Source organism: Mesorhizobium oxytropidicola (genome assembly GCF_056174625.1).
In genome coordinates this window covers 5,448,769-5,463,075 of the sequence record NZ_CM149692.1, presented here as the reverse complement: position 1 = coordinate 5,463,075, position 14,307 = coordinate 5,448,769, and the positions used below count along the sequence as shown (strand labels likewise).

Genomic DNA, 14,307 nt, shown 5'->3' with positions numbered 1-14,307 from the left:
CGCACCATCCGCATGACCCCTGAGATGGCCGCCCAATCCAACCTCCACCCGTGAAAGAATATCCCATGGCTACAGCACATTCCGTCTCAAAGGTCGTTGTTGTCGGGGGCGGCATTTTCGGTGTCTCCTCGGCCGTCCATCTGGCAAGGCTCGGCATCCAAACCGTTCTGGTCAATGATGGGCCGGTCGCCAAAGGAGCTTCCGGCCGTTCGCTCGCCTGGCTCAATTCAGCGCGCAAGCGCTCGGCTGAATATCATCGCCTGCGCATGATCGGTATCGACCGCTACCGGACGCTGTCGGCGAGATATCCGGATGCCGCCTGGCTGCGTTTCGACGGTGGTCTGACATGGGATGCGGACAATGCCTCGAACGAGATCGCCGATGTCTTCGCTCATGAAAAAGCCCTCGGCTATGATGCGCAACATCTGTTCGCGGGCACCATAGCTTCAGCCGTGCCGGGCGTCGCAGCAAGCGCCGTCACGCCTCAAGGCGCGATCTTCAATCCGGGCGAGGGCTGGGTCGATCTGCCGTCGCTGATCGAGATATTGATCGCGGAATTCGTCGAGCGTGGCGGGCAAGTCGTCACCGATGCCGGAAGCGCTGCGGTCACGGTCGTCGACGGTCGTGCCACCGGCGTCACCACGACAATCGGCATCAGCCTTGCTGCCGACGCGGTACTCCTGGCGACCGGCGCCAATGTGCCGCGAATGGTTGCGGACTCCGGCCGGTATATTGCCGATGGGACGCCGATCGCGCTGCTCGTCAGGACCAAGCCGGTGAGCTTACCGCTTCGGGCCGTGCTCAACACGCCGCGCGTCGCCATCCGGCCGACGCCGGACGGAGCCCTCGCACTCGATTCCGCCTGGTCGGAAGAAGAGGTGGTCGTCAATCCGGATGGCACATACAGCGTAAAGGCTTCGACCATTCAGGGGCTTCTCAACGAAGCCTCGAAGGTTCTTGAGGGGCATCCAAAGTTGGAATTGCAGAGCTACGGTGTCGGCCCCAAGCCGATCCCCGGAGACGGCGAGCCGGTCTTCGGCCAGTTGAAGGATATCCAGGGATACTACGTCGCCTTCAGCCACAGCGGCGCAACGCTTGGCCTGATCGCTGGCGAATTGCTTGCCGGCGAGATCGCCAGCGGCACTGAGCATCCGCTGCTTGCGAACTTCCGTCCAAGCCGCTTTTGATCAGACCAGTCCAAAGGCTTCCTGCGCACCATAGACCGTCTATTCGGCCAGCGGCTTGATCGTCTCGTAGCCGTTGACCGATTGCGCGCTGCTGCCTTCATCATAGCGTCGGGCGAGAGCAGCCTGCAGGTCAGGCGAATAAAGCGCTGTGAATGCATCGAGCGTCTCGCCGGCCCCGTTCTTGAAGGTCTCGTTGACAGCCAGCACGTTGTATTTGCAGTCGCCCAGGCTGAAGGTCTCCTTGCCCTTGACGACCAGGGTCAGCGTCGTGGTGGCCTTTGGCTGCTTGTCCGGCGACAACTCGACAAACTCGATCGTGCTCCTGGCTCCCGTCTTCAGCGGAAACAGTTTTCGCAGATCGGAAAACGGGATCATTGCCAGCCGGCCGGTGTCGCTGTCGCGAAAAACCTCGATCAGGCCGGCAAACAGGAACTGTTTTTGCGGTGATTGCGACTCGTAGGTGTTGGTGACGGAGGTCATCCCGCCGGCCACGGGCCGAAACTCGCTTTTGATGCCGGGCCGCGCCAGGATGAACCCATTTTTCGCGGACTTCGCATCGACGCATGGACCGGCAAACGCAACACTTGCCGGCAGCAAAACCGCCAATGCCATGCCGATAAACGCGCTCTTCATGACGCTCCCCCGTTTCTTCCAAATCAAATGCAAGCGCAGGTAGACGTGGCAGACGTTCATTGCGATGTCGATGGTCAAGGCAGTCGCGATTCGTGGCCGTCGCGATATTGCCGAAACTGGACCGACGGACGTCGCTTGTGCTGAAATTCCGCCGATGATGGATCACCGGCCGCCAAAATTGTTTTCACGACGCAGCTTTCTGGTGCAGGCTGCCGGTCTTGCGGCGGCTGGTGCGCTGTCACGCCCGGCGTTCAGCCAGACCGGGCAGCGCATCCAGCCCATCGACGCCACCTTCCTGTTCATCGCCGATGTGCATGCCTGCCGCATGGCGAGCGGCCTCAGCCCCAACTGCCAGCAGGAGGGCAAGACCGACGCCGCATTGCTGCGCAACGTCGCGGCAATGAACGCCATCGGCGACAAGGACTGGCCGGCCGAGATCAACGGCATCGCCACCGGCTTGCGTTCGGCCGGCAACCGGATCGGCATGCCGCTCGGCCTTGTCGTCGGCGGCGACATCACCGACGATGGCGGCGGCCAGATCGCCCAGCCAAGCGAGGGCACGCAATTGCTGCAATTCAGCCAGCGCTACAGCCAAGGCGTCGGCCCGGATCGCGTCCACATGCCGGTCTATGTCGGGCTCGGCAACCACGATCTCGACCAGAACGGCCCGCCGCACCATGTCGACTGGTACCGGCGCGAGCTGCGCGACTATGTCGAGGTCAACCACCGCGCCGGCGTCTTCTTCAAGCCGCCCGTGCCGGCCACCGACTACGATGTCGACACCGACTGCTATTCATGGGACTGGGGCGGCCTGCATCTCGTCCAGACGCATCGTTTTGCCGGCGACACCGGCCATGGCGCCGAGAGCAGCCTGCCATGGCTGAAGCAGGATCTGGCGACCTACGCGGCGGACGGCCGCCCGGTCATCCTGTTCCAGCACTATGGCTGGGACACATTTTCGACGGAGCGGTGGAATCCCGCCAAGAAAACCTACGACGACGATGGCTCCGGTGCGCCGCACTGGTGGAGCGAGGCCGACAGGCAAGCGCTGCTGGCTGCGCTGAAGGGCTACAATGTCGTCGGCATCTTCCACGGCCATCAGCATGACGCCTCGCTGATCTATCGTCGTGACGGGATCGACCTGTTCAAGCCGAAGGCCGCCTATATGGGAGGGTTCGCCGTGGCCAGGGTGACCAGCGATGGCATGGACGTCGTGTTAGGCGAGGCGACCGATGACCATGGCGAGGTCATCTTCACCAACGCTTTCAGCAAGGGCTGGAGCACGTGAAAAAGGCGGCCTTGGCGGCCGCCTTTTCCGATAGGAGCGTTTCTGGATGCGCGATCAGAACACCTTCTTGACCTTGTCCTTCACGTCGCCATAGGCCTTCTGCACCTTGCCGGCGACCTTGTCGGCCATGCCTTCAATCTGGGTCCGCCTGTTGCCGGTCGCCTTGCCGGCCGCCTGTTTTACCGAGCCTTTAATTTGCTTGGCCATACCAGCAACCTGATCCCTGTTCACCACTTTCGCATCTCCTGGGAGTCTTTGAATTCCGGGGAATTCATCCGCGCGGATAAACGGACTGGCATCATTTAGGTTCCAGGCACCCAACCGGAAGCAGACGAAACGCGCGAGGCGGCTTCCGGCGGCTGGGCAGGCAGGCTAGGCTGTGGATACGCGCCGACCGATCGTGCGCACGGGGAGAAAAATGGCGGAATTCACACTCTACATCGGCAACAAATGCTTCTCCTCATGGTCGCTACGGCCCTGGGTCGCGATGAGGCATCTGGAGATCCCGTTCGAGGAGGGCTTTGTGCGGCTGCGCACGCCCGAGACCTTTGCCAATCTGGCGAAAGTGTCGCCAACCGGTCAGGTGCCCGTCCTGAATCACAAGGGCAGAATTATCTGGGAAACCCTTGCCATTCTTGAATATCTTGCCGATCTGTTTCCCGAGAAAAAACTCTGGCCGGCCGATATCGGCGCCCGTGCGCTGGCACGCGCGGCGGCGACCGAGATGCACTCCGGTTTTCGTGAGGTCCGCTACGGCTGGCCGATGAATTTGCGCCGGCCGAAGGGGCACAAGCCGCTCGACGCCGAAGGCGAGGTGCAGCGCGCCCGCATAGAGGCGTTATGGCGCGAGTGTCGCGAGAAATACGGCAAGGGCGGCCCGTTCCTGTTCGGTCACTTCACCGCGGCCGATGCCATGTATGCGCCGGTCGTCACCCGCTTCGACACCTATGGCGGCGAGCTCGCGCCCGACACCAGGGCCTATGTCGACGCCGTGCTGGCAATGCCGGCGATGCGGCACTGGTATGTGGAGGCGGCCGGGGAAACATGGCCCGAACCCGGCCCCGACGAATAAGCCGAGCAAGGGCGGCAATAAGGTTTCGCTCCTGGAGGAGGACCGATGGCCAGCAACAAAGCACCGCATGAAACCGCAACGACAAAAATCTTCCATTGCCGGCTGATTCCGCCGCGGCCGGATTTCGCCTTCACCATGACGGAGGAGGAGAGGGAACTGATGGGCCGGCATGCCGACTACCTGCGCGGCAAGCTGCGCGAGGGCGTGATGATCATGGCCGGCCCGGTCGCCGATCCGGCCGGCCCTTGGGGCCTGCTGATCCTGCGTGTCGGCAGCGAGGCCGAGGCAAAGGCGGTGACCGATGGCGATCCAGTGGCAAAGTCAGGCCGCGGCTTTCGCTATGAGATCCTGCCGATGATCAGCACGATCATGTAGGCGGCCGGCATGGCCACGGGGCCGGCTCCGGCCACGACCTCCTGGCATCCATCAGATACAAGAACGCCCCTCGCACCGGTTATTGTGCGGGAGGCGTCCTTTTGTCAGCATTCCTGAGATTGCTCTCCAAAATTGCTGACACCGTTAAAATGCGCTGGCGCTGAATTGGTTCCGGGCTCGGTGCTTTTTTGACGCGCGGTCTTTCAGCCGGTTCGTCAGTTGAGGCCGCTGCCTCGAGCAACCCAGAATTGAATTCTGTTCGCTGGAAAACCAGAAATTCGACTCGGCGCCAAAAGCAGTCTAAAAGAAACATGTCGATATTTGTTTGACCGACTTTTGTTATCCGCGCACGCAAGCGTGCCTTTGACGAACTTCCCCATCAAAAATCGAGACAAAAATCGTTGTGCGTTCGCACCGCGATTAACGAATATTTGCCATGGAAAGGGTTCGTTTATGAGCACCGGCACAGTTAAATGGTTCAACGCCACCAAGGGTTTTGGTTTTATTCAGCCTGACGACGGCTCGGCCGACGTTTTCGTTCACATCTCGGCCGTAGAGCGCGCCGGCATGCGCGACATCGTCGAGGGCCAGAAGCTCGGCTACGAGATGGTTCGCGACAACAAGTCGGGCAAGATGTCCGCCGACCAGTTGAAGGCGGCCTGAAGAAAGAATTCAGCCGTCCCGGTGACCACGGATGTACTGGCACTGGTGAATGGCGAATTCGAGCGCATGGCCGCGGAGACGTGAGTTTCCACGGCCCATGACGCGCACGGGGAGTTTGCCGTGTGCATCCAATTGGATGCGCGGTGCTCCTATGGAGGTCAGGCGGTGCCTGGCCTTTTTCATTTTACGCTTGTTGCCGCCGAAAATGCGCTGCGCGTCGGGCTGAACGTGCTAAGGAACGCCTTAGCAATTTGAATCCGCTGCCGTATTGCCCCAATGCAGTGTTGCTTTGTGCGTGGTCCTGACCGAAGACCCGGTCTCGCCCTATCGGCACCAGGCTCCTGACAGGAGAAAGATTTTGACCGCCAATCCGAAGACCGCCGCCGATCCGGCGGTGTCGCTGTTCAGCAAGACGCAGACCCAGTCGATGTCGCTCGGCCGCATCCTATCCGAGCGCGATGCCGTCAGCGAGGCGCGGGAAGCCAAGACCGCCCGCTTGCGCGAACTGCGCCTGGAAAAGGAGGCGGACGAGATGGCGGCGGCCGCAGCGCTCGCGGCGCTGCCGAAACGAGCCGGAAAACGCTGATGGCCACCAAGCGCGTACCGCCAACGCCGATCGCGGCCGATGCGACCATCGCCGACATGGTCGAAACCTTGGACAAGCCGGTCGAATATGTCCGGCGCGTGCTGGAAAAACTCGAACGCTGCAGGCGCGCCCATGGCGATGCCCAGGTGCGCGTCGGCGTGCGCGGCCGTGCCGAAGCCCCGAACTACCTGATCGAATATGTCCGCGAGGACAAAAAGACCCAGGAGCGGGTGACCTACCAGGACGCCGCCTACAGCGGCAGCACGCATCGTGAGCTGGCGCCGCATCACATCGCGGAAGCCAGGAACTGGTCGCCCGAGGAAATGAACATCACGGCGGTTTCGGCACTGATCGGCCGCTTGCGCAATCCGCGCGCACCATCATCGCGCTTCGCCGACGAGGACTGACATGGCCATCAAATTCTCCGCCAAGGACCAGCCGGCTGCGCCGGCTCCCGCTGCAAAGCCTGCGAAGCCGGTTGCCGCGAAGGCCGGCGAACCTGCCGAAGCCGCGACCGATCTGTTCAAGTCGCCGGTCGAAGCGCCAGCGCGCAAGACAGGCAAGAAGAAATAGCGCCTTGCCGCAGGACGCCGATCGCAATCCTGCCGCGCCAGGGCTGCTCGCCCTGGCCGCTGCCGCAAACCTTTCGTCGTCGCAACACGGGACCGCTCCGCTCTTCGACTGCCAGAGCTGTGGTGCGTGCTGTTCCTATTCGGCCGAATGGCCACGCTTCTCCACCGAGGATGACGCGCAACTCGACCGCATCCCAGAAAAATATGTAGCGGCCGACCTGTCCGGCATGCGCTGCGAGGGCGTGCGCTGTTCGGCCCTGTCCGGCGAAGTCGGCAAGTCGACGGCATGCGGCGTCTACGAATTGCGCCCGGATGTCTGCCGCGCCTGTATGCCTGGCGACGAGGAGTGCCTGATGGCCCGTCGGGCGGTCAGATTGCCGGTGTAGCTGCCAATCTATCCTATGCGGGAGTACGCCGATCAGCCCGCTTGTGCGCCGACCCGCAGCCCGATACTTTCCCGGCCGGGCAGGCCGCTGGAGGAAATCATCGTGAGTATCGAATTTCTGTTGACGTCGCTGATCGTCGTGGCCTCGCCCGGCACCGGCGTTCTCTACACGCTGAGCGCCGGACTTTCGCGCGGTGCGCGGGCTTCTATCATTGCCGCCTTCGGCTGCACGCTCGGCATCATCCCGCATATGGCAGCCGCCATCACCGGTCTTGCGGCGCTGTTGCACACCAGCGCCGTCGCCTTCGAGACGCTGAAATATCTCGGCGTCGCCTATCTGCTTTACATGGCCTGGAACACGCTGAAGGAGAAAGGTGGCCTCAGCGTCGAGGACAATGTCGCGCCGCGCTCGGCCGGCAAGGTGATCGCCACCGGCATCCTCGTCAACGTACTCAATCCGAAACTGTCGATCTTCTTCTTCGCCTTCCTGCCGCAATTCGTCAGCACCACCGAGTCCAATGCACTGTCGAAGATGCTGGAACTCAGCTCCGTCTTCATGCTTTTGACCTTCGTGGTTTTCGTCGGCTACGGCATTTTCGCCGCTTCGATCCGCAGCCATGTCGCCTCGCGGCCGATGCTGCTGACCTGGATGCGCAGGACGTTTGCGGGCGCCTTCGTCATGCTCGGCGCCAAGCTGGCATTGGCTGATCGGTAGCGACGATCGGCCGACTATCCCTTCACATAGCCCATCGCCTCGACGATGCGGCCGTCCTGGACGCGCATCAGATTGACGCCGCGGACGGAGGTGTGGTCGGCCATCCAGTAGCGCCAGCGTATCGTCGCCCGGTCGCCGGCGACAAAGGTCTCCTCGAGGTCGAAGCGCGTGCCCGGCTGGGTGGCGATCGCCGACCACAATTCGATGCAAGCCGCCTTGCCGGCGCGGCGCGCGCCGTCCGGCGCCGGCGTGGTGTTCTCGATCACGCAGTCTTCAGCAACCAGATCGGCAAGCGCCGACGGGTCGTGGTGCTGGAAGACGTCGTTGAAGCGTCGCATTATCTGTGCCGTCTCGCCGGAGCGCGCGACAGCGGTGCTGTCGATGATCAGTTCCATGGGACTTGCTCCTTCCGTTTCAGTCGTCGAGGTGTCAGGTCAGCGCTGCCTTGAGCGTGATGCTGGCGACGCCGGCCAGCGCCCGCGAGACCAGGCAGGCCGCCTTGGCCTTTTGCGCCAGCCGCTCGAAATCCTCGGCGGCAATGCCTGCGACGCTGGCTTCCGTGTCCAGTTCGATGCGGGTGATTGTCGGCCCGGCTGCGGTCGCGCCGAGATGCGCCTTCGCGATGGTGCGGATGCTGTCGGGCGTGTGGCCTTCGCTGCCGAGGATGGCGCTCAGCGCCATCGAGAAGCAGCCGGCATGGGCAGCCGCGATGAGTTCCTCCGGGTTGGTGCCGGGGCCGTTCTCGAAGCGGGACGGGAACGAGTAGGCGCCTTCGAAGACACCGCTGCCCAGCCTGAGCCGGCCGGATCCTTCCTTGAGTGTGCCGCGCCAGTCGGCCGATGCATCGCGAACAGTCATTGCTTGCTCTCCTCTGGTTGATGGAATGCGGGATCACGCGCCGTCGATGACGACCTTGCCGAAGACATCGCCCTGCATGAAATGCCGATAGGCCTCGCGCGCCTCGGCGAACGGAAAGATCTTGTCGAGGATCGGCTTCAGCTGGTGCTTGCCGACTGCGGCCAGCATCGCCTCCAGCCCACTGCGGTTGCCGACGAACACGCGGCCAATGGTGGCGAGGCTGCGCTGATATATAGCACCCGGGATCTCGATCGAATTGCCCTTGGCATCCTGAACGGTCAGCACAACGATGCGGCCATAAAGGGAGCTTGCGATCAGCGATTGCGCGAAGGTCGTCGGACCGCCTGTCTCCACCACCAGATCGATGCCGCCGGTCGCCTCTCGCAGCTTTATGCCCCATTCCGGGGTCTCAGTGGCCGCGATGACGATATCGGCGCCAAGCGCGCGCAGCCGGTCAGTCTTTTCGGCGCGCGAGGTGACGGCGGCGACGCGGCAGCCAAGCATCTTGGCGAACTGCAGCGCAAACAGCGCAACGCCGCCTGAGCCGATCGTCAGAACCCATTGTCCGGGCTGCGGAATCTCCGCTCCGGTCGATGCGCTCCAGGCCGTCAATCCGGCGCAGGTGAAGGTCGCGGCTTCCTGCCAGGAGAGATGCTCGGGCAACCGTACCGCCCATTGCTCGTCGAGCAGCGCATATTCGCTGAGCATGCCGTCCAGCGTGCAGCCCAGCTGGTCGATGATTTCGGGATGAAGCCGGCCGTCGATCCAGCGCGCGAAATAGCTGCCGGTGACACGGTCGCCGACCGCAAAGCGCGTGACGCTGTCCCCGATCGCCACCACTTCCCCGGCGCCGTCGCTCAATGGAACGATGCCCGCGCGGGGTGGCAGCGGGTATGTGCCCTTGAGGATCATCGCGTCGCGGCGGTTAAGCGACACGGCGTGCACCCGCACCAGGATTTGATGCGCGCCGGGCTCGGGGATTGCCTCTTCGCGCGTTGCCAGCTTCTCGATCCCGCCAAAACCCTCAAGTCGGTAGTGCTGCATTGTTGCCTCCAACGTATGTAGACCGATCTACATATTATGTAGACCGGTTGTCATATTCGGAGCAAGGCCTATAATGCGTGTTCCTGACAGAGGCTGACATGGCGACAGACACACGCACCCGCATGATCGAAGCGACGGCGCTGCTTTTGCGGCGGCGCGGCTATCACGGCACATCACTGAACGACATTTTGAGCGCCAGCGGCGCGCCGCGCGGCTCGCTCTACTTCCATTTTCCAGGCGGCAAGGACCAGCTGGTCATCGAGGTGACACGCGACAGCGTGGCCGGCGTGACGGAACGTCTTGGCGCGGCGCTGGCGGCGGAACACGATCCGGCGGTCGCCGTGCATCACATTTACCAGTCGGTGGGCCGCATGCTGGAGGAGAACGAGTTCTCCCTCGGCTGCCCGATCGCGCCGGTAGTGCTCGACGCGCCGAACGACGTGCCGGACCTGGTCGAGATCTGCCGCGCGGCGTTCGAGCAGTGGATAGGCCTGCTGCGCGAGGCCTTCATGCGGGCAGGGGTGCCCGAACGCCGTGCCCACGCTCTGGCGCTGCTGGTGGAATCGTCGCTGGAAGGGCTGATGGTGATCGCCCGCGCCACCCGCGACCGCGCCCCGCTACAGGCGGTGGCCGACGAGGTCGCGGCGCTGATCGAAGCCGCGGTGCTTGCCGGCGAGGTGCGGCGACGCGCGGACGCCGCTGTCTGAAGTCAGGCCCCCTGGTTCGGGAAGCATGCGCTGGCGCTGAGGTTCGGGCCATTCGCCAGCGACGTCAGCACCGGCATCACCAGTGCCGAGATGATCAGCACATTGCCGTCGCGGCTCTGAAAAAAACGCCGGAGAAATTGCATCCATGGTTACCCGACACGCCACACGTTGGAGCAACCCCGCCGTGCTCACGCTCTTTAGTAATCGTGAATGTGTTAAAAAATATTGTCCGACAAATCGCGCGGCGCTGCTAAGATGCAATCGAAGTTACTGATTTTGCTTGGAAATTGCTCAAGAAAGAGGCAGCTGCACGATCTGGCGGCGCAGAACCCGATGGCCGCCATCGTTTTCTGTTTCATGCCTTCATCGCGTCGATGACAGCGCGCAGCCCGGCCGACATGTTCCGCCGGCTCGGATAATAGAGGTAGAGCCAATCTTCAGGGAGACACCATTCGTCCAGGCAGCGGATCAGCTTGCCGTTGAGGATGTCGCGTTCGGCCCGGTTCTCCCAGACATAGGCCAGCGTTACACCAGATAGCGCGGCTTGCACCATCAGCTCATGGTCGTCGAGTGCGATCGGGCCACTCGGATGAAAGACAATCGCCTCGCCCTTCAGCTCGAATTCCCAGGGGTAGTGCGTGCCGTTTGGGTACATGTTCTGCACGCAGACATGATCGCCGAGATGGCGCGGCGTAAGCGGGATCTTTCGGTTGCGGAAATAGTCTGGCGAGCCGATCACCGCGAAGCGCAGTCGCGGCTTGACCTTCACGGCGATCATCCCTTCCCGAAGACTCTCGCCCAGCCGGATGCCTGCGTCGAAGCCCTCTTCGACAATGTCGACCAGCCTGTCGGTCGCCGCGATCTCGATCTCGAGATTGGGATTGTTTGTGATGAGTGGTCCGATGATGCCACCGAGCACGAAAGGTGCGATCGAGTTCGGCACGTTGATGCGCACTTTGCCGAACGGCGTGTCGCGGAACTGATTGAGGGCATCGAGTGCCGCGCCGATATCGCCGAAGGCCGGTGCCAGCCGCGCTTGCAGCATCGCCCCCGCATCGGTCAGCGACACGCTGCGCGTGGTGCGATTGAGCAGTCGGATGCCGACGCGCTCCTCGAGATTGCTGACTGAATGGCTGATCGCCGAAGCCGTGACGCCGCGCTCCTCCGCCGCCCGACGAAAACTGCGGTGGCGGGCCACTGCATCGAAGGCGGCAAGTTCAGAGAGGTCGGTCGTTCGCATTGATGATTTTCACTCAGGAGTATCGATAGAATTGTCACTCTAATGCGCGCAATTGAATTGCGCCATCTTCTCCTCATCGCCGCAGGCAACCACTCCGCGGCTCACGATCAAAAGGAGAGACTGAGATGACTGACTTCCCGATGCCCGCCAAAAACACCGCTTCGGTCTTTGCCAACATGCGCGGTCATCACGTGGCGCTGCGCGTCCCCAACTACGAGATCGCCAAGAGCTGGTATGTCGACAAGCTCGATTTCCGTGTCGTTCGCGAATGGTCATTCGCCGACGAGCAGCTCGCCTATCTGGCGCCGGCCAATGACGATCATTTCATGATCGAATTGCTGGGCGGCGGTGATCCGCTGCCGATCGATGCGCCGGCCTACAAGGATCTCGCCGACAGCCTGCGCTATTCCGGCTATCATCATTTCTGCATCAACGTGGCCGACATCGAAGCGACGGTCGCCGAACTCCGCAAGCGCGGCGTCACCATCGTCACCGAGCCGTTCAAGCTCGACGACATCAGCCGCAAGCTGGCTTTCTTCGCCGACCCGTTCGGCAATCTGATCGAACTCGCCGAGGTCGTTTGAGGGCGACATGCCCACCAGAAACAAAAAGGGCGGCATCGCTGCCGCCCTTTCGTATGCAAAAGCCGGGTAGGCTGGATTAGAAGTCCATGCCGCCCATGCCGCCCATGCCGCCGCCGCCCATGCCGCCAGGCATGCCGCCGCCAGCCGACTCCTTCTTCGGAGCCTCCGCGATCATGGCTTCGGTGGTGACGAGCAGGCCGGCGACCGAGGCCGCGTCCTGGAGAGCCGTGCGGACAACCTTGACCGGGTCGACGATACCCATGGCGATCATGTCGCCATATTCGCCGGTCTGGGCGTTGTAGCCGAAGGTCGCGCCCTTGTTCTCAAGGATCTTGCCGGCAACGATCGAAGCTTCCGCACCGGCGTTCGAGGCGATCTGGCGGGCCGGAGCCTGCAGCGCACGACGCACGATGTTGATGCCAGCAGCCTGGTCGGCATTGGCGCCGGTGGCCTTGATGTTGGCCGAAGCGCGCAGCAGGGCCACGCCACCGCCAGCAACGATGCCTTCTTCCACGGCCGCGCGGGTCGCGTTGAGGGCGTCATCGACGCGGTCCTTCTTTTCCTTGACTTCGACTTCCGTCGCACCGCCGACGCGGATCACCGCAACGCCGCCGGCGAGCTTCGCCAGACGTTCCTGCAGCTTCTCCTTGTCGTAGTCCGAGGTGGTCTCTTCGATCTGCTGCTTGATCTGGGCAACGCGGCCCTGGATCTCGGCCTTCTTGCCGGCGCCGTCGACGATGGTGGTGTTCTCCTTGGAGATCGACACCTTCTTGGCGCGGCCGAGCATGTTGAGGCCGACGTTCTCGAGCTTGATGCCGAGGTCTTCCGAGATGACCTGGCCACCGGTGAGGATGGCGATGTCTTCCAGCATGGCCTTGCGGCGATCACCGAAGCCCGGAGCCTTGACGGCGGCGATCTTCAGGCCACCACGCAGCTTGTTGACGACCAGCGTGGCCAGGGCCTCGCCTTCGACGTCTTCCGAGATGATCAGCAGCGGCTTGGAGGTCTGCACGACAGCCTCGAGAACCGGCAGCATCGCCTGCAGGTTGGAGAGCTTCTTCTCGTGGAGCAGGATGTAGGCGTCCTCGAGATCGGCAACCATCTTGTCGGCGTTGGTGACGAAGTAGGGCGAGAGGTAGCCGCGGTCGAACTGCATGCCTTCGACGACTTCGAGTTCGGTCTCGGCGGTCTTGGCTTCCTCAACCGTGATGACGCCTTCGTTGCCGACCTTCTGCATCGCTTCCGCGATCATCTTGCCGACCGACTCGTCGCCATTGGCCGAGATCGTGCCGACCTGGGCAACTTCCTCGGAGGTCTTGATCTTCTTGGCAGCCTTGCCGAGCGCCGTGACGACTTCGCTGACGGCGAGGTCGATACCGCGCTTCAGGTCCATCGGGTTCATGCCGGCGGCAACCGCCTTGTGGCCTTCCTGGACGATCGACTGCGCCAGAACGGTCGCGGTCGTGGTGCCGTCGCCGGCGATGTCGTTGGTCTTCGAAGCAACTTCACGGACCATCTGCGCGCCCATGTTCTCGAACTTGTCTTCAAGCTCGATTTCCTTGGCGACGGTGACGCCGTCCTTGGTGATGCGCGGGGCGCCGAACGACTTGTCGATGACGACGTTGCGGCCCTTGGGGCCGAGGGTCACCTTCACCGCGTCGGCGAGGATGTTGACGCCGCGCAGCATGCGCTCGCGGGCATCACGGGAGAATTTTACGTCTTTAGCAGCCATTTTTAAGCTCCTGGCAGGGGCTTGGGGTAAGCCCGGAATTCAGTTGACGGTGAGGCCGATGATCAGCCGATGATGCCCATAATGTCGGATTCCTTCATGATCAGAAGGTCTTCGCCATTGAGCTTGACTTCGGTGCCCGACCACTTGCCGAACAGGATGCGGTCGCCAGCCTTGACGTCCAGGGGGACCAGCTTGCCGCTTTCGTCGCGGGCGCCGGAGCCGACGGCGATGATCTCGCCTTCCTGAGGCTTTTCCTTCGCCGTATCCGGGATGATGATCCCGCCGGCGGTCTTGGATTCGGATTCGACCCGGCGAACGACCACGCGGTCATGAAGCGGGCGGAACTTCGACTTTGCCATTTTTTCTTCCTCGAATGAGAACGGTGAGAAACAGTTCCTCCGTCCGGTGAAACCGGACAACCTACAACGCCCGGCGGCGCCGGAGCTGTGGTTAGCACTCACCGAGGGCGAGTGCTAACGTGGCGCTGAAATAGGCCGCCGACCTGCGAGAGTCAAGGCGCGCGGGAAGGGGCAATCGCAGGAAATTTTTCTCGTGCAGCTGTGCGATTGCGCAAAATAGGGGCTGCCGGTCGAACGCTGCTCGAATGCCGCCCTGTCAATCGGAAGTCAATGTTTCGAAGGCAGCCCGATCCCACGAGTCTCCAAA

At 62.5% G+C, this 14,307-nt stretch carries 21 protein-coding genes; 12 read left to right on the top strand and 9 right to left on the bottom strand.

All coding sequences use genetic code 11. From position 1 onward, the window contains the following. Positions 1–65 precede the first annotated feature (65 nt). On the top strand, positions 66–1,187 hold the full coding sequence (locus AC0V8S_RS27490) for an NAD(P)/FAD-dependent oxidoreductase (protein ID WP_475434558.1): 1,122 nt from the start codon (positions 66–68) through the stop codon (positions 1,185–1,187). Positions 1,188–1,226: 39 nt separating this feature from the next. Here AC0V8S_RS27490 and AC0V8S_RS27485 read toward each other — a convergent pair whose 3' ends face one another. Continuing rightward, positions 1,227–1,820 (bottom strand): hypothetical protein, encoded by a 594-nt coding sequence (locus AC0V8S_RS27485; RefSeq protein ID WP_475434556.1) that lies wholly within the window; start codon positions 1,818–1,820, stop codon positions 1,227–1,229. A 154-nt stretch (positions 1,821–1,974) separates the two neighbouring features. Here AC0V8S_RS27485 and AC0V8S_RS27480 point away from each other — a divergent pair, with 154 nt between their 5' ends. Then, entirely contained in the window at positions 1,975–3,108 is a 1,134-nt protein-coding gene (locus AC0V8S_RS27480) for a metallophosphoesterase (RefSeq protein WP_475438708.1), read from the top strand. A gap of 54 nt (positions 3,109–3,162) precedes the next feature. Here the strand turns inward: AC0V8S_RS27480 and AC0V8S_RS27475 are convergent, their stop codons facing one another. Continuing rightward, entirely contained in the window at positions 3,163–3,315 is a 153-nt protein-coding gene (locus AC0V8S_RS27475; RefSeq protein ID WP_183465226.1) for a CsbD family protein, read from the bottom strand. A gap of 211 nt (positions 3,316–3,526) precedes the next feature. On the opposite strand from AC0V8S_RS27475, the gene AC0V8S_RS27470 reads away from it, so the two are divergent. The 8 genes from AC0V8S_RS27470 (at position 3,527) to AC0V8S_RS27435 (ending at position 7,476) form a co-directional block, all read left to right on the top strand. Further along, entirely contained in the window at positions 3,527–4,180 is a 654-nt protein-coding gene (locus tag AC0V8S_RS27470) for a glutathione S-transferase family protein (protein WP_183458106.1), read from the top strand. Positions 4,181–4,225: 45 nt separating this feature from the next. After that, positions 4,226–4,555 carry a YciI family protein gene (locus AC0V8S_RS27465; RefSeq protein ID WP_475434554.1) on the top strand — a complete coding sequence of 110 codons (330 nt, stop codon included), beginning with the start codon at positions 4,226–4,228 and terminating at the stop codon, positions 4,553–4,555. 453 nt (positions 4,556–5,008) lie between these two features. Next, positions 5,009–5,218, top strand: a complete 210-nt coding sequence (locus AC0V8S_RS27460; RefSeq protein ID WP_010915421.1) for a cold-shock protein — start codon at positions 5,009–5,011, stop codon at positions 5,216–5,218. Positions 5,219–5,576: 358 nt separating this feature from the next. Then, positions 5,577–5,804, top strand: coding sequence for a hypothetical protein (locus AC0V8S_RS27455; protein ID WP_095202558.1), 228 nt, complete (start codon positions 5,577–5,579; stop codon positions 5,802–5,804). Beyond that, on the top strand, positions 5,804–6,211 hold the full coding sequence (locus AC0V8S_RS27450) for a hypothetical protein (RefSeq protein ID WP_199643004.1): 408 nt from the start codon (positions 5,804–5,806) through the stop codon (positions 6,209–6,211). The genes AC0V8S_RS27455 and AC0V8S_RS27450 overlap by 1 nt, the downstream gene beginning before the upstream one ends. Position 6,212: 1 nt before the next feature. After that, the gene (locus AC0V8S_RS27445) at positions 6,213–6,377 is read left to right on the top strand and encodes a hypothetical protein (protein ID WP_183458112.1); all 165 of its coding nucleotides are present in this window, start codon (positions 6,213–6,215) and stop codon (positions 6,375–6,377) included. A gap of 4 nt (positions 6,378–6,381) precedes the next feature. Beyond that, positions 6,382–6,762 carry a YkgJ family cysteine cluster protein gene (locus tag AC0V8S_RS27440; protein WP_183458114.1) on the top strand — a complete coding sequence of 127 codons (381 nt, stop codon included), beginning with the start codon at positions 6,382–6,384 and terminating at the stop codon, positions 6,760–6,762. A gap of 102 nt (positions 6,763–6,864) precedes the next feature. Next, complete coding sequence (locus tag AC0V8S_RS27435) at positions 6,865–7,476, top strand: LysE family translocator (RefSeq protein ID WP_475434550.1); 612 nt, start codon at positions 6,865–6,867, stop codon at positions 7,474–7,476. Positions 7,477–7,490: 14 nt separating this feature from the next. Here AC0V8S_RS27435 and AC0V8S_RS27430 read toward each other — a convergent pair whose 3' ends face one another. From AC0V8S_RS27430 to AC0V8S_RS27420, 3 genes are read right to left on the bottom strand one after another with little or no spacing between them, the layout of a single operon-like run. Further along, a complete protein-coding gene (locus tag AC0V8S_RS27430) occupies positions 7,491–7,871 on the bottom strand; it encodes a nuclear transport factor 2 family protein (RefSeq protein WP_183458118.1) in 381 nt (126 codons plus the stop codon). A gap of 34 nt (positions 7,872–7,905) precedes the next feature. Then, positions 7,906–8,334 (bottom strand): OsmC family protein, encoded by a 429-nt coding sequence (locus AC0V8S_RS27425; protein WP_183458120.1) that lies wholly within the window; start codon positions 8,332–8,334, stop codon positions 7,906–7,908. A 33-nt stretch (positions 8,335–8,367) separates the two neighbouring features. Next, entirely contained in the window at positions 8,368–9,378 is a 1,011-nt protein-coding gene (locus AC0V8S_RS27420) for a zinc-dependent alcohol dehydrogenase family protein (protein ID WP_475434549.1), read from the bottom strand. 98 nt (positions 9,379–9,476) lie between these two features. On the opposite strand from AC0V8S_RS27420, the gene AC0V8S_RS27415 reads away from it, so the two are divergent. Further along, on the top strand, positions 9,477–10,085 hold the full coding sequence (locus AC0V8S_RS27415) for a TetR/AcrR family transcriptional regulator (RefSeq protein WP_183458122.1): 609 nt from the start codon (positions 9,477–9,479) through the stop codon (positions 10,083–10,085). Positions 10,086–10,087: 2 nt separating this feature from the next. Here AC0V8S_RS27415 and AC0V8S_RS27410 read toward each other — a convergent pair whose 3' ends face one another. Together AC0V8S_RS27410 and AC0V8S_RS27405 are read right to left on the bottom strand one after the other, a co-directional pair. Further along, positions 10,088–10,228: a hypothetical protein gene (locus tag AC0V8S_RS27410; RefSeq protein WP_475434548.1), complete on the bottom strand. Its 141-nt coding sequence runs from the start codon at positions 10,226–10,228 to the stop codon at positions 10,088–10,090. A 212-nt stretch (positions 10,229–10,440) separates the two neighbouring features. Beyond that, positions 10,441–11,325, bottom strand: a complete 885-nt coding sequence (locus tag AC0V8S_RS27405) for a LysR family transcriptional regulator (RefSeq protein ID WP_475434547.1) — start codon at positions 11,323–11,325, stop codon at positions 10,441–10,443. 125 nt (positions 11,326–11,450) lie between these two features. On the opposite strand from AC0V8S_RS27405, the gene AC0V8S_RS27400 reads away from it, so the two are divergent. Continuing rightward, a complete protein-coding gene (locus tag AC0V8S_RS27400) occupies positions 11,451–11,909 on the top strand; it encodes a VOC family protein (RefSeq protein ID WP_183458124.1) in 459 nt (152 codons plus the stop codon). Between the two features lie 76 nt (positions 11,910–11,985). Here AC0V8S_RS27400 and groL read toward each other — a convergent pair whose 3' ends face one another. Continuing rightward, a complete protein-coding gene (gene groL, locus AC0V8S_RS27395) occupies positions 11,986–13,641 on the bottom strand; it encodes a chaperonin GroEL (RefSeq protein WP_096456696.1) in 1,656 nt (551 codons plus the stop codon). A gap of 62 nt (positions 13,642–13,703) precedes the next feature. Next, complete coding sequence (groES, locus tag AC0V8S_RS27390) at positions 13,704–14,000, bottom strand: co-chaperone GroES (RefSeq protein WP_010915433.1); 297 nt, start codon at positions 13,998–14,000, stop codon at positions 13,704–13,706. Positions 14,001–14,307 lie beyond the last annotated feature (307 nt).